11 protein-coding genes are annotated in these 13314 nt (G+C 71.6%); 6 read left to right on the top strand and 5 right to left on the bottom strand.

Annotated features, from left to right (window positions below; all coding sequences use genetic code 11):
- Nucleotides 1-56 precede the first annotated feature (56 nt).
- Nucleotides 57-836: a class I SAM-dependent methyltransferase gene (locus tag MYF83_RS31805; RefSeq protein WP_248964449.1), complete on the bottom strand. Its 780-nt coding sequence runs from the start codon at nucleotides 834-836 to the stop codon at nucleotides 57-59.
- A gap of 99 nt (nucleotides 837-935) precedes the next feature.
- On the opposite strand from MYF83_RS31805, the gene MYF83_RS31800 reads away from it, so the two are divergent.
- A complete protein-coding gene (locus MYF83_RS31800; protein WP_248964448.1) occupies nucleotides 936-1526 on the top strand; it encodes a copper resistance CopC family protein in 591 nt (196 codons plus the stop codon).
- Nucleotides 1523-2629 carry a CopD family protein gene (locus MYF83_RS31795; protein ID WP_248964447.1) on the top strand — a complete coding sequence of 369 codons (1107 nt, stop codon included), beginning with the start codon at nucleotides 1523-1525 and terminating at the stop codon, nucleotides 2627-2629. The genes MYF83_RS31800 and MYF83_RS31795 overlap by 4 nt, the downstream gene beginning before the upstream one ends.
- Before the next feature lie 153 nt (nucleotides 2630-2782).
- On the opposite strand, the gene MYF83_RS31790 is transcribed toward MYF83_RS31795, so the two are convergent.
- The gene (locus tag MYF83_RS31790) at nucleotides 2783-3949 is read right to left on the bottom strand and encodes a hypothetical protein (protein ID WP_248964446.1); all 1167 of its coding nucleotides are present in this window, start codon (nucleotides 3947-3949) and stop codon (nucleotides 2783-2785) included.
- A 123-nt stretch (nucleotides 3950-4072) separates the two neighbouring features.
- Between MYF83_RS31790 and MYF83_RS31785 the strand changes: the two genes are divergently transcribed.
- From MYF83_RS31785 to MYF83_RS31775, 3 genes are all read left to right on the top strand, one after another.
- Nucleotides 4073-6673 (top strand): alpha/beta fold hydrolase, encoded by a 2601-nt coding sequence (locus MYF83_RS31785; protein WP_248964445.1) that lies wholly within the window; start codon nucleotides 4073-4075, stop codon nucleotides 6671-6673.
- Nucleotides 6670-7524, top strand: coding sequence for an ABC transporter permease (locus MYF83_RS31780; protein ID WP_248964444.1), 855 nt, complete (start codon nucleotides 6670-6672; stop codon nucleotides 7522-7524). Before MYF83_RS31785 ends, MYF83_RS31780 begins: the two co-directional genes overlap by 4 nt.
- A 415-nt stretch (nucleotides 7525-7939) precedes the next feature.
- Nucleotides 7940-9184 carry a hypothetical protein gene (locus MYF83_RS31775; protein ID WP_248964443.1) on the top strand — a complete coding sequence of 415 codons (1245 nt, stop codon included), beginning with the start codon at nucleotides 7940-7942 and terminating at the stop codon, nucleotides 9182-9184.
- A 72-nt stretch (nucleotides 9185-9256) separates the two neighbouring features.
- On the opposite strand, the gene MYF83_RS31770 is transcribed toward MYF83_RS31775, so the two are convergent.
- Nucleotides 9257-9424 carry a hypothetical protein gene (locus MYF83_RS31770; protein WP_248964442.1) on the bottom strand — a complete coding sequence of 56 codons (168 nt, stop codon included), beginning with the start codon at nucleotides 9422-9424 and terminating at the stop codon, nucleotides 9257-9259.
- A gap of 239 nt (nucleotides 9425-9663) precedes the next feature.
- Between MYF83_RS31770 and MYF83_RS31765 the strand changes: the two genes are divergently transcribed.
- Nucleotides 9664-11775, top strand: a complete 2112-nt coding sequence (locus MYF83_RS31765) for an ATP-binding protein (protein ID WP_248964441.1) — start codon at nucleotides 9664-9666, stop codon at nucleotides 11773-11775.
- Between the two features lie 51 nt (nucleotides 11776-11826).
- Here the strand turns inward: MYF83_RS31765 and MYF83_RS31760 are convergent, their stop codons facing one another.
- Together MYF83_RS31760 and MYF83_RS31755 are read right to left on the bottom strand one after the other, a co-directional pair.
- Nucleotides 11827-12825 (bottom strand): 4-epi-cubebol synthase, encoded by a 999-nt coding sequence (locus MYF83_RS31760; protein WP_248964440.1) that lies wholly within the window; start codon nucleotides 12823-12825, stop codon nucleotides 11827-11829.
- Nucleotides 12826-12887: 62 nt separating this feature from the next.
- Nucleotides 12888-13232 carry an ankyrin repeat domain-containing protein gene (locus MYF83_RS31755; RefSeq protein ID WP_248964450.1) on the bottom strand — a complete coding sequence of 115 codons (345 nt, stop codon included), beginning with the start codon at nucleotides 13230-13232 and terminating at the stop codon, nucleotides 12888-12890.
- Between the last annotated feature and the right edge of the window lie 82 nt (nucleotides 13233-13314).

Raw genomic sequence — 13314 nt, 5'->3', positions numbered from 1 at the left:
CCCCTCAGCCCACCCCCCCGACCAGCTCACGCCCCGCAGCCCTCAGCTGGGGAAGTTCAGGGTCTGCGGGCGACAAGGACCTCGGTGGTGATCTGTTCCTCCCAGACCTCGCCGGGGTTGGCCTCGGCCAGGGCCTGGCCGAGGGCCTCGACGAAGCGGGGGAGCCGGTCTCCGAGGCGCGCGGGCGTGGAGTAGGAGAACGAGAGCTGCAGCCCGATCACGCTCTCGGTGTCGCGCCGCACCGTGCGGTGGAACGACGCCGTGGTGATGTCGCAGAACGGCGACTCGGCCAGCACGTCGTCGTGGTGCCGCCCCGACTGCTGGAAGGACTCCTTGCTCATGCGCGTCTCCAGCTCGAAGCCGTGCCGCACGGCCTGCGCCACCGGCTCCCACGGCGGATCCCGGGGGTCGTGGCCCGGCCCGAGGAGGACGACGGCTCCGCCGGGCGGGAGCATGGCGTCCAGGTCGGCGAGAACCCGGGCGCGCTCCATCCAGTGGAACGACCGCCCCATGACCGTGTGGTCGACGCGCCCGAGCGGCAGGTCCCTGAGGCGGCTGGAGTCGCCCTTCAGCCACTGGACGTTGGCGGGGCCGTGGCGCGCGCCTTCCGCGAGCATGTCGTCGCTCGGGTCGACGGCGAGGACCGCGCCGGCGAACCGCGCGAGGGGAATGGCCAGCGTGCCGGGTCCGCAGCCGAGGTCGAGCACTCGGGAACGCTTGCCAAGGCCTAGCTCGCGCGCCACATGGCCGATGACCTCGTCACCGTAATCGTTGCGGTATCGGCGGTAATGCGCAGCCGCACCGTCGAACAGCAGCCCAGGCTCCACATCGGCCATGCTACGACGACCTCGTCGCAGGGCCCTCGGACACCTCCCGGGGCGTGCAGGTGGCACGATGGCAGCGTCTGATGCAAGCGAAGGAAAGGTCATATCCCGGTGAGGCGACTACTCACGGTCCTGCTGGTGGCCTGTGCGACGCTGGCCGTGGCGGTCGCACCCGCCTTGGCGCACAACGTGCTGACGGGCAGCGACCCCAAGGACGGGGCCCGGCTCGCCTCGCTGCCGGGCCGCGCGACGCTGACCTTCGATCAGCCGGTCCGGGCGGATTTCGCCCATATGGCGCTGACCGGCCCCGACGGCACCGTCGCCAAGCTGAGCGTGGAGGTCGTGGACACCAAGGTGATGGCCGCGCTGCCGGTCCCGGGCGTGGCCGGGGTGTACATCATCGGCTACCAGATCGTGTCCAACGACGGTCACCCGGTGAGCGGCAAGATCACCTTCACCGTCACCGGCCCGGCCGGCCAGACCCCCGCCACGACGCCCCCGACCGCCGCCCCGTCGGCCTCTGACGGAGCGGCGCCACCACCTGCCACCGGGCCGGGTTCGCGGTCGCTCTCCACGGCCCAGGTCCCCGCGAGCGGCGGAGGCTGGGTGTGGGGCCTGCTCGTGGTCGCGCTGCTGCTCTCCGGTCTCGGCATCCTGGTCGTCGCCCGCCACGGACGCCCGGCGAGGGGGTCCGGCGCGTGAGCACCACGGACGAGACCACCGGCGAGATCGCCGAGGCACCGGACACAGCGCCGAGCCCGGCCGCTCAGGCCGGCCTCGAGGGAATGGCGGGCTCGGAGGCGCCGTCCAGCGGGGCCCGGGAGCGGTGGCTGCCCGTGTGGGGGATGGGCGGGGCGGCGCTCGTGGCTCTGCTGGTCGCGACGTGGTGGACCTCGCCGGAGAGTGTGCCCGGGATCGCGCTCCCGGGGCCGCTGGTCGAGTACGGCCTGCCGGTCACCCGCCTCGTCCTGGACCTGTGCGCCCTCGCCGCCATCGGGCTCAGCCTGCTGCCGAGGCTGCTCGGCTTCGAGGACCCCGGCCGTTCCGAGCCCGTCCTGTCGAAGGCCCGCGCGTGGGCGGTGCTGGCGGCGTTCGGGTGGGCGATCGCGGCGCTGGTGGCCATGGTGCTCAGCGCGGCCGAGGTCACCCCCGGCCAGGCGCCAGATCCGGCGGCCTATGTCGAGGCGATCGGCGCGGGACAGGGCCTGGTGATCAGCGCCGCGTGCGCGCTGGTCTACACGTGCTTCGGCCTGCTGGCCGTGCGCTTCGGCGAGAAGGTGCCCGCGGAGCTGCGGGTCGTCGTCGCGGTGTTCGGCCTGCTGCCGCTGCCGGTCAGCGGGCACGCCTCCAACTGGTACTGGCACGACCTGAGCATGGTCTCGATGGAGCTGCACGTCGTCGGAGCGTCGCTGTGGACCGGCGGGCTGGTGGCCCTGGCCGTGCTGCTGGCGCGGCGGCGCGACCTGCTGGCCCGGGCCCTGCCGAGGTTCTCGCGCCTGGCCGCCGTGGCGCTGGTGGTGGTCGGCCTGTCCGGGCTCTTCAGCGGCCTGGTGGAGCTGGCGCTCTCGCCGACCACCCGGCTGCCCGGGTCGCTGTTCACCACGCACTACGGGCAGCTCGTGGTCGCCAAGATCGTTTGCGTGGGGGCGATCGCCCTCCTCGCGGCCAACATCCGCTGGCGCCTGCTGCCGGGCGTGGCGCAGCGCAAGGCGACGGCGTTCGCGGCCTGGGCGGTGCTGGAGGTCGCGGTGATGGGCGTGGCCTACGGGGTGGCGGTAGCGCTCACCCGGGCCCCGGTCGCCTGACCGGCGCCGGCCCGCGCGGCGCTCGGCCGGTCTCCGCGTCCCGGCCACCGTCCGGCGCCCTTCACTCCTTCGACGCCACGCGCCCGGCTCCACTGGAGAAGCGGGACGCCGCAGGCCCGGCTCCGTTGGAGAACCGGGCCCGGAGGATGACTCTCAGGGAGTGACGGGTGCGCTGACGGGGACGGAGGCCGCGGTCTCCGGCCGGCCCGAGTGCCTGCGGCGGTACCACTCCATGCCGTACCAGGCCGCGCCGAGGACGACGGCGGTGACCGGCGCGGAGGCCACCAGGAAGGGCGGGGCCTCCAGCAGGCGGTCCTGCAGGGCGAGCCCGCCGTACACTCCCCCGGTGACCAGGACGGCGCCGAGCGCGGCCCGTGCCGCCGGAATCCGGATCATGAACGCCACGTCGACGCAGACGGCGGCGGCGAGCAGGAAGAACGGCACCGCCGACGGCGGGAAGTCCGCGGCGACCAGCAGCGGCCAGATGACGGCCCGGTAGCCGACGTACACCCCGGCGACCGCGGTGGCGGTCCACCTGCGGCCGACCAGCGCGCGGGCCAGCACGAGCACCAGCACTGCCGCGATGCCGAACCACATGGGGTACACCCAGCTCGGGACGGGCAGCGAGAACTGCTCCACCATGCCCCGGTCGACGGGCCGTTTCATCTGATTGGCGGCGAACTGGATCAGGCTCGGCTCGGCGTACGGCTGCCCCCGGTCCCAGGAGGCGAGCTCCAGCACGCCGTACTCCTGGTGCTCGCTCGGGAAGAGCGTGTTCTCCAGGAAGAAGACGAATAGCGCGCCGAGGACGATCGAGCGTCGCCTGCCCTCGGGGGCGTAGAGGTACCACCCGCGGATCACTCCGGCGATCATGAACGCCGTGCCGATGTACAGCAGCATGTGCGAAGGGCTCCACGAGGTGATGTCGACGCCGTTCACCCTGTGGTTGATCAGGTCGATGGGCACCGCGATGAGGAACATCCCGGTGCCCCACTGGATCAGCCGCTGCGCGATGCGGTCCACGCCGTACCCGGTGTAGCTGTGCACGATCACCAGGGCGACCACGATGGCCGTGCCGGCGCTGTTGAGCAGGTGGGGAGGCGCCAGGTCGTCGCGCAGCCACTTGAAGTGCCACGACACGTCCCAGGAGGCCCCGAGGACCTTCAGGACGAAGGCCCCGATCCATCCGAAGTACAGGACGCGGAACAGGTCCGGTGGCGTCTCGCGGCCCGCCTCACCCCGTGTCCAGTAGGGAAGGGCCCATTGGACCGCCTGGGCGGCCTTGGCCTTGATGCCTGCGTTACCTGCGCCTTGCTTCACGTCAAGAATGATGCCGGTCCGCCGACATGCTCCGCAATCGGGAGTTACCCCGAGATAACCCGCGATCCACCTCGGGCTCGGTGTCTCAGCGATCTCTCAGCGGCAGGTCAGTAGGCTCTCGCCATGAAGGTTCGGGGGAGACGACCGGTGGCGTTGATCGTCGTGGCGCTGCTGGCGCTGGGCGCGGTGGTGTGGGCCGCGTGGCCGTCACCGCCGCCGGTGCGGGCGATCGACCAGATGATCCCGGTCGTCGACGGCCCGGCCGATGACCAGCGGGTGACGCTGGACACCACGTTCTTCCCGCCCGCAGGCGGCGGCAAGGCGCCCGCCGTGCTCCTCGCCCATGGGTTCGGCGGCAGCAAGCAGAGCGTGCGCGACCAGGCCGAACGGCTGGCGCAGGCGGGGTACGCCGTGCTCACCTGGTCGGCCAGGGGCTTCGGCGCCTCCACCGGGCAGATCGCGCTCAACTCCCCCGACTACGAGGTCAAGGACGTCAAGCAGCTGATCGACTGGGTGGCCCGGCGGCCCGAGGTGCTGCTCGACGCGGCGGGAGACCCCCGCCTCGGCGTCGCGGGCGGCTCCTACGGCGGGGCCATCACGCTGATGGCCGCCGCCTACGACGGCAGGATCGACGCCATCGTGCCGCAGATCACCTGGTACGACCTGGCCGACGCGCTGTTCCCCGGCGCGTCGGGCGAGGGCCCGGAGAAGGGCGTCTTCAAGCGCATGTGGGCCGGCCTGTTCTTCAGCAGGGCCGTGGACTCCCCCCTCGCCCCGGGCGCGGGCGCCCAGGGGCTCCTCGCCGGCTCCAGCGGGCCGGGATCGGCCGGATCAAGCGGGCAATCCAGCGGCGGCCGGAACGCGACCGGGTCCACCGGCCCGGTCGCCGGGGCCCAGGAGGTCCAGTGCGGGCGGTTCCTGCCGGCGATCTGCCAGATGTACCAGCAGGTGGCCGAGACCGGCCGCGCCACCCCCGCCGCCGTCGAGACCCTCCGCAGGTCGAGCCCCATCTCGGTGCCGGGGAAGATCCGCGTGCCGGCGCTGCTCATCCAGGGCGAGTACGACTCGCTGTTCCCCCTCGCCCACGCGGACGCCAACGCCAAGGCCATCGCGGCGACCGGCGCCCCCGTGGAGGTCGCCTGGTTCGCCGGCGGCCACGACGGCGGCGACGGCGAGCCCGACTGGGTGGCCGACCGCACGATCGGCTGGTTCGACCACTGGCTCAAGAAGGACGGCGGCTCACTCGGGGACGCCTTCACCGTGACCCGCGACGGCGGGCGCGACCCCGGCACGCGCCGTCCCGTCCTGGTCCACGCCGGCACCGGGAGCTATCCCGGCCTGTCGGGCACGGCGCGCACGTCGGTCCCGCTGGCGGGTCCCGACCAGCAGGTGGCCAGCCCGCCGGGCGGCTCACCGGCCTCCATCTCGACCGTGCCGGGCATGGGGAGCCTGCTGAGCGGCCTCGGCGGGGGCGGTCTGGCCATCGACATGCCGGGCCAGGCCGCCGCCTTCGAGTCCGCGCCGCTCTCCGCGCCGCTGGAGGTCACCGGCACGCCGGTGGTCGACGTCAGGGTGCACGGCGAGGGCGAGGTCACGCTGTTCGCCAAGCTCTACGACGTGGGCGGGCAGCTCCCGGCGCTGCCGCAGGGGCTGGTGGCCCCCTTCCGGGTCACGGCGACCCAGGCCGGGACCACCGTCTCGGTCACCCTTCCGGCCATCGACCACCGCTTCGACGCCGGGCACCGGCTTCGCCTCGTGCTGAGCACCACGGACATGGGCTACGCCTCCCCCGCGGCGCCCGCCGTCCACCGCGTCGGGCTCGCCTCGCCCGCGCTCACCGTGCCCACCGACCCGTCGCTGCGGGCCGCCGGCCCCGGCCTGAGCTGGTGGACCTGGGCCCTTCCGCTCGCCGCGGTGGTCGTCGCCGCCGCGCTCCTGCTCCTCGGGCGCGCCCGCCGCGCGGACGTGCCGGATCCGGAGCTGGCGGAGGTGCCGCTGCGGATCACCGGGCTGACCAAGAGGTACCGCGACGGCGAGCTCGCCGTCGACGGCCTGTCGTTCCAGGTGGACAAGGGCCGGGTCCTCGGCCTGCTCGGGCCGAACGGCGCGGGCAAGACGACCACCATGCGCATGATGATGGGCCTGATCCATCCCGACGCGGGCGAGATCCGCATCTTCGGGCACCGGGTGACGCCCGGAGCGCCGGTGCTCTCGCGCCTCGGCTCGTTCGTCGAGGGGCCCGGTTTCCTGCCCCACCTGTCCGGCAGGGAGAACCTCGAGCTCTACTGGCGGGCGACCGGGCGACCGAAGGGCGACGCCCACCTGGAGGAGGCGCTGGAGATCGCCGGGCTCGGCGCGGCGCTCGAGCGGGCGGTGCGCACCTACTCCCAGGGCATGCGCCAGCGACTGGCCATCGCCCAGGCAATGCTCGGCCTGCCCGACCTGCTCGTGCTGGACGAGCCCACGAACGGCCTGGACCCGCCGCAGATCGCCGAGATGCGCCGGGTCCTGATCCGCTACGCCGCGGCCGGCCGGACGGTGATCGTCTCCAGCCACATGCTGGCGGAGGTCGAGCAGACCTGCGACCACGTGGTCGTGATGCACCGCGGCCGGCTGGTCACCACCGGGCCGGTCAGCGACCTGCTCGTAGGCGCGGCGCCGTCCAATGGCTCGAAGGGACGTCTCGAGGACGTCTTCCTTGACCTGATCGGAGACAAGGCGTGACATCCGGACTGTCCACGGGCGCCGCGTACGCTCCCGGGCGCACGCTGCCGTTGCGGGTGGAGATCGTGCGCCAGCTCAAGCGGCGCCGCACGCTGGTGATGTTCGGCCTGCTGCTGGCGCTGCCGTGGATCCTGGTCGTGGCCTTCTCGCTCGGCCCGGCGCCGGCGCAGCAGAACTCCCTGCGGCTGTCCGACCTGGCCACCCAGGGCGGTCTGAACTTCGCGGCGTTCACCCTGTCGGTGTCGGCCTCGCTGCTGCTGGTGGTGGCGGTGGCGCTGTTCTGCGGGGACACCGTGGCGAGCGAGGCGAGCTGGTCGTCCCTGCGCTACCTGCTGGCGGCCCCGGTGCCGCGTGACCGGTTGCTGCGGCAGAAGCTGGTCGTCGCCCTCGGATTCTCGGCCACGGCGGTCATCGTGCTGCCGCTGATGGCGCTGCTAGCCGGCACGGTGACCTTCGGCTGGAACGACGTCCGGCTGCCGGGCACCGGGGAGGTGATCGGGGCTTCGGCCGTGCTGCCGCGGTTCGGCATCGTCATCGGGTACGCCCTGGTGAGCCAGCTGGTCGTCGCGGCTCTGGCGTTCCTGCTGTCGGTCAGCACCGACTCGCCGCTGGGCGCGGTCGGCGGCGCGGTCGGGCTGGTCATCGTGAGCAACATCCTGCAGGCGGTGGAGGCGCTCGGCGTGGTGCGGGAGTTCCTGCCGACCTTCTGGAGCACCGCCTGGCTGGACGCGCTGGTCCCCGAGCTCGACTGGAGCGGCATGACCAAGGGCGCGGCCCTGTCGGTGACCTACGCCTCGATCCTGATCGCCGTGGCCTTCCGCCGCTTCCGCCGCAAGGACGTGGTCTCCTGACCGGCACGGCGTCCCGGTGCCCGGCCGGCCCGACAAATACCCCAAATGGGAAATATATCAATTAACGGCCACATTTCGGATGGTGTGGCGGGAGAGTGGAATTCAGACCTCGCCCGGTCACACCAGTCAGGAAATCCTGTGACCGCCACGCGCCGGGACCATCATGCGATGCGATCGGACGACCTGTCCCCTACTTCCGGACATTGGTCGCAGGTCACTCATCCCTGGGGCAGGTGAGCAAGGTGACTTTCCGGAGACGAATGTCCGTTTCGGCGAACAAGTTCGGCGACATTCTGGAATGATCCTCTCGGTAATCCTGTCGGACATCGAGAACGACGGACAGAGACTGATGCCCCCCTTCGAGCAGATAACTACTTTCGCATCCGAACATCCGGGTCAAACGGCCATCATCTGTGTGTCCGCCCTGGTCGTTCTGGTCCTCGCGTCCTTCACCCTTCGCGCCGCCTACCGGGCGGCTGCCCGCGCCTACCGCCGGTTCGCCGAGAACCGCCCGGCGGAGGACATCCTCACCATCGTCGCCGCCAGCATCGCCACGGGGGTGTCCGCGCAGGGCATGTGGCGGTTCTCCGGCGACGTGCTCGGCTTCGACGGCCCACTGCGGCTCCTGCTGTTCGCGTTCATCGAAGTCGCGGTGATCACCAGCGCGGTGCGCGCCCGCCGCAACATGCGGGAGAACTACTCGGCCGGCATCGACGGCATCGCCGTGTGGGCGCTGACGAGCCTGTCCGCAGTGCTGTCCAGCCTGGACGCCCGCAGCCTGGCCGAGGCGATCTTCCGGCTGGCCGCGCCGCTGGTCGCCGCGTGGCTGTGGGAGCGCGGCATGGCCATCGAGCGGGTCCGCCTGACGGGCCGCTCGCGCATCAAGTGGCGGATCACCCCCGAACGCGCCATGGTCCGGCTCGGGCTGGCGGAGGTCAGCGACCGCACCGCCAGCGAGGTCGACGCCCACCGGAGGCTGACCCGCGTGGCCCTGGCCGCCAAGCGCGCCCGCGCGCTGCGCGAGGCCGGCGCCTCCGACCGCAAGATGCGCGTGGCGCTCGCCAGGCTCGACCGCATGATGGACCAGGCGGTCGAGCACACCGGCCTCGCGGTGGACGCCGACCGCCAGGAGGCGCTCCTGTCGCAGATCGGCGCGCTGTACAACACGAACGCGCTCATCGACCTGCGTCCCCCGGTGCCGTGGGCCCCCGAGCCCGAGGAGGAGAGGCGGCACGCCCTGCCGGTGGGCCCCTCCCCGGTCGCGGCCTACATCGCCGACGACGACGAGGAGGCCGAGATGGTGGAGCCCGACTCGGTCCCGCCGGTGGTCGACACGGCCCAGCGAGCCGCGCTCATGCGTGCCGCCCGCTCCTACTGGGACAACCAGATCGAACGCAAGATCGTCCCACGGGCCGCCGACATCGCCAGGGAGATCGGCATCTCGACCGCCACGGCCAGGGAGTACCGCGCGCTGTGGAAGCTGGAGCCGCGCGCCCACGCGCTGATCGAGACGGCCTACAACGAGCACGGCATCGTCGACACCGGGACCTTCCCCGCCATCGTGGTGCCGGACAACCCGGACAAGCCCGAGCGGCCGGACCGCGAGCGGGTGCTCTCCATGAACGGCTCGGCTCCGTCGGCCGACCCGGTCGGCGCCTGACGGGCGTGCCCGCCGCGCCGGCGGCGTGACGAGGGCTCCGCGGGCATGCCCGCGGAGCCCTGACGACGGATGTCAGTCCCAGTGCGGCGGGCGCTCCTCCAGCAACCGGGACACGTCGTCGGACGAGCGCCACTCGCCCCAACCGAGGTCGGTGTCGTCGCTCGTCTGGTCAGGCAGCACCGGCAGTCCCTCTTCTGAGAGGTCCACCGGACGCAGATCATCCGGCTCATGCGCAGTCACGGCACAATGCTACGCGCCCGCGGGGTAATGCGATCGTCACCCCCGCAACACGTCCCTCGTCCCCGAGAGTGGCGTCCCGGGTGGACATCTGTTCCCCCGCGGTGGAGGCTCGGACGTACGTCTGTCCCCCTGAGATCAGATCTGGGGCGTACATCTGCGGCACAAAGGACAGCTAACGGCTCGCGCGGGTACGATGCGGAAGCAGGCAGCACGCCGGAACGACCCCCGTGAGGCGGCCCATGGCAACCCCGGCAGGATGGCGCAGAGAGGGAAATCTCCCCGCGGAGCTCACCAGCTTCGTCGGAAGGGAACGTCTGCTGGCCACCATCAGGCAGCGCCTCCAGGAGTCCCGCCTCGTCACGGTGACGGGCATCGGCGGAGTCGGCAAGTCGCGCACCGCCCTGCGCATCGCCCACCAGGTCGCCCCCCAGTTCACCGACGGCGTCTGGTACGTCGACCTGTCCCGGCTGCAGGATCCCGGCATGGTGCCGCACGCCGTCAACGCGGCGCTCGGCATCGCCGACCAGTCCGCCCGCCCGGAGGTGGAGACGCTCACCGAGTGGCTGACGCCGCGCAACCTGCTGGTCGTCGTGGACTCCTGCGAGCATCTCCTCGTCCCGTGCGCCGAGTTGGTGGAGCAGTTGCTGCGCGACGCCCCTCACGTGCGGGTGCTGGCCACCAGCAGGCAGTCGCTCAGCGTGCAGGGCGAGCAGACGATCCCGGTCGCCCCGCTGCTGGTGCCGGGAGACGACAGCTCGGAGAGCCCGTTCGTCAACGAGTCGATCCAGCTCTTCGCCGAGCGCGCCTCCGCGGTCGTGCCCGGCTTCACGGTGGACGAGGACAACATCGCGGCGGTGTCGGAGCTGTGCCGGCGGCTCGACGGCATCCCGCTGGCCATCGAGCTCGCCTCCGTCCGCCTCCGGGCGCTGTCGGTCGAGCAGATCCTGACGCTGCTGACCGACCGCTTCAGCCTCCTCGCGGGGGCCAGCCGCACGGCGCTGCCCCGCCACCAGACGCTGCGGGCGGCCATCGGCTGGAGCCACGAGCTGTGCGAGCCCGCGGAGCGGCTGCTGTGGGCCCGCCTGTCCATCTTCTCCGGCGACTTCGAACTGGAGGCCGCCCGTTACGTCTGCGCCAGCGAGGACCTTCCCGCCGAGAGCGTCATGGACCTGGTCTCGGGCCTGGTGGAGAAGTCGATCCTGCTGAGCAGCAATGAGCGCGCGGGGGTCCGCTACCGCCTGATCGACACCCTGCGCCACTACGGCAAGGAGTGGCTGGACAAGCTCGGCGAGACCGACTGGGTCCGCCGCCGCCACCGCGACTACTACCTGCAGCTCGCCGAGCGGGGCGATCATGCCTGGTCCGGTCCCCGCCAGGTCTACTGGTTCGGGCGGATGCGGCAGGAGCACGACAACATCCGGGCCGCGCTGGACTACTGCCTGCACGACCCGGCCGAGGCGCGCACGGGTCTGGAGCTGCTGTCCTCCCTGTGGTTCATGTGGGTCGCCTGCGGCTTCGCCCGCGAAGGGCGGCTCTACCTGGAACGGGCGCTGCACGCCAGCCCTCAGCCGAGCAAGGAGCGCTGCAAGGCGCTGTGGGTGCTCGCCTACGTCCGAAGCGCCCAGGGGGACACCACCGGCGCGCTGGACGCGGCGGAGCAGTGCGCCACGGACGCCGTGCGCGTGGGCGACTCGATCGCGGTCATCCTGGCGACGAAGATGCAGGGCACCGCCGCGTTCCTCCAGGGTGACCTGCACAAGGCGACCGCGCTGCTCGGCGTGGCGATCGAGTTCCACCGCAGCGGGCGAGAGCTGAACCCCGGCCTGCTTCCCGCGATCGTCGAGCTGGCGGTCGTGCTCACCCAGCAGAACGAGCTGACCGAGGCCGAGTCGCTGCTGCGCGACTGCCGCCAGCTGTGCTCGGAGCGCGGCGAGCTGTGGCTGCGCTCGTACGCGGTGTGGGCGACCTCGGCGATCGAGCGGATGACCGGGCGCAGGGAAGACGCCGTGCTGAGCGCGCAGGAGTCGCTGCGGATCAAGCGGCACTTCCACGACGTGCTGGGCGCCGTCCTCGCGATGGAGACGCTGTCCCAGCTCGCCGTCGAGCAGGGCGACCCGTCCCGGGGGGCGCGCATCCTCGGCGCGGCGCAGGCGAACTGGCGGATGTTCGGGCTGCCGCAGTTCGGCTCGCCGTTCTTCAGCACCGAGCACGAGCAGTGCGTCAAGGAGTGCAAGCGGATGCTCGGCGAGGACGTCTATCTCACGACCTACCAGCAGGGCACCCGGATGAACTTCGAGGAGGCCGTCAGCTACACCATGGGCGAGATCGACCCGGGCGAGACGCCGGCCTAGGGGTCCCGGCCCGGGTGCACCGCCCGCCTGCGGGAGGCGGGCCGGCTCGCTTCAGTTCTGTTCGGGATGGCCGGTGCCGGTGAGCAGGAAATCCCGCCAGGCGTGGGTGTACCTGCTGCTGGTCAGGGAGTAGGCGACGCTCCCGCTGATCCAGTGCTCCAGGCCGCGGACGTAGGCGGCGACGGCGGTGGAGTGCAGGGCCTCCAGCGCGGCGCGAAGGGCCACCATCCGCATGATGGCCGCGTCGCGCATCCTGCCGATGTGGTTCATCGACTGCTGGATCGAGCGGTGCCGGTGCCTGGCCAGCACGTTGACGAGGTTGTTGCGCGCGTTGACGCCGTTCCTCTCCTTGGCGTACGAGAGCAGGTCGTTGTCCCAGACGACCACGTCGTTGGCGCTCTCGGTGATCGCCCGCAGGTCGGGGTGGCGCCACTCGTCGGGGGTCAAGGGGTGCCCGGTCGCGAGGTCGATCAGCGCGAAGACCGTCAGCATGGCGCCGGTCCTGCGCCGCATGAAGATGTAGTCCCCGTAGGTGGGGACCACGGCGTCCTCGCGGTTGGCGGCCTCCCACACCTGCGCGAACAGGTAGTCCTTGGTCACGGTGCGCCAGCGGTCGAGCTGGTCGGCGTTCCCCGCGGCGCGGACGCGTCCCTTGATGTCGAGCATGGCGAGGGCGAAGGGGTTCTCCACGCGCAGGCCTGGCTGGAGATCGTCGTCCAGGACGGTGAGCAGTTGCGGCAGCGCGCGGGCGATCTCCGCGGCGCGCCGGTCGGACTCGCAGAACGCGTCGTCGAAGGCGAACAGCCAGACGCACCAGTCGGTCACCAGGCGGAGCATGTCGTGGCCGGCGTAGGGGTAGGTGCGGGCGCCGAGCCAGCCGTATCCCGCCTCGCGGTAACGGTCCAGCTCGGACGGATCTTCGATCATCCTCCCGGCGACGAGCCAGGAGAAGGTCTCCTTATCGACCTGGTCGGCGTACGGGCTGACCAGACTGGGGAACGGACACGACAAAGACGGAAGAAGGAGCTTGGACGGCGTTAAATCAGCCATCTCCACATCATGGCAACAAAAACTTCGCATAACTACAGCGCGATACCGAGTGATGTGGAACGTTATTTTTCCTTGTGCGCGAACCATTCCAGGAATTCGGCGTGGCCGAACATCTTGGCCGTGTCGAACGCGGAGGGAGTGCCCTGGCCAGGGTCGGCCCCCGCCTCGAGCAGCGCGCGCACCACCTCGGGCTCCTTCTTGAACACCGCTCCCGCGAGCGGCGTCTGCCCCCGGTCGTTGGCCCTGCCGGGATCGGCGCCCCGCGAGGCCAGCGCCCGGACCGTGCCCGCGTGGCCGTGGTAGGCGGCGAGCATCAGCAACGTGTCGCCCTTGTCGTTGCAGAGGTCGGCCGGCACCCCCGCGTCGACGTAGGCGCACAGCAGCTCTGTCTCGCCCGACCTGGCCATCTGGAACAGCCGGGTGGCGAGTTCCTCGACGTCCGCGTCGTCCCGCACGCCCTCTATTGTGCAACGCCGGGGTGCGACCGGA

Origin of the sequence: Sphaerisporangium perillae (genome assembly GCF_023276435.1) — a bacterium.
GTDB classification, from domain to species: domain Bacteria; phylum Actinomycetota; class Actinomycetes; order Streptosporangiales; family Streptosporangiaceae; genus Sphaerisporangium; species Sphaerisporangium perillae.
Note: the sequence above shows the minus strand (reverse complement) of the source record. Positions and strands in the feature narration are given on the sequence as shown.

What these genes read in the sequence shown, in the direction of transcription:
- MYF83_RS31805 (WP_248964449.1), bottom strand. Translation starts at nt 836, where the DNA reads ATGGCCGATGTGGAGCCTGGGCTGCTGTTCGACGGTGCGGCTGCGCAT.
- MYF83_RS31785 (WP_248964445.1), top strand. Translation starts at nt 4,073, where the DNA reads ATGAAGGTTCGGGGGAGACGACCGGTGGCGTTGATCGTCGTGGCGCTG.
- MYF83_RS31765 (WP_248964441.1), top strand. Translation starts at nt 9,664, where the DNA reads ATGGCAACCCCGGCAGGATGGCGCAGAGAGGGAAATCTCCCCGCGGAG.
- MYF83_RS31760 (WP_248964440.1), bottom strand. Translation starts at nt 12,825, where the DNA reads ATGGCTGATTTAACGCCGTCCAAGCTCCTTCTTCCGTCTTTGTCGTGT.
- MYF83_RS31755 (WP_248964450.1), bottom strand. Translation starts at nt 13,232, where the DNA reads ATGGCCAGGTCGGGCGAGACAGAGCTGCTGTGCGCCTACGTCGACGCG.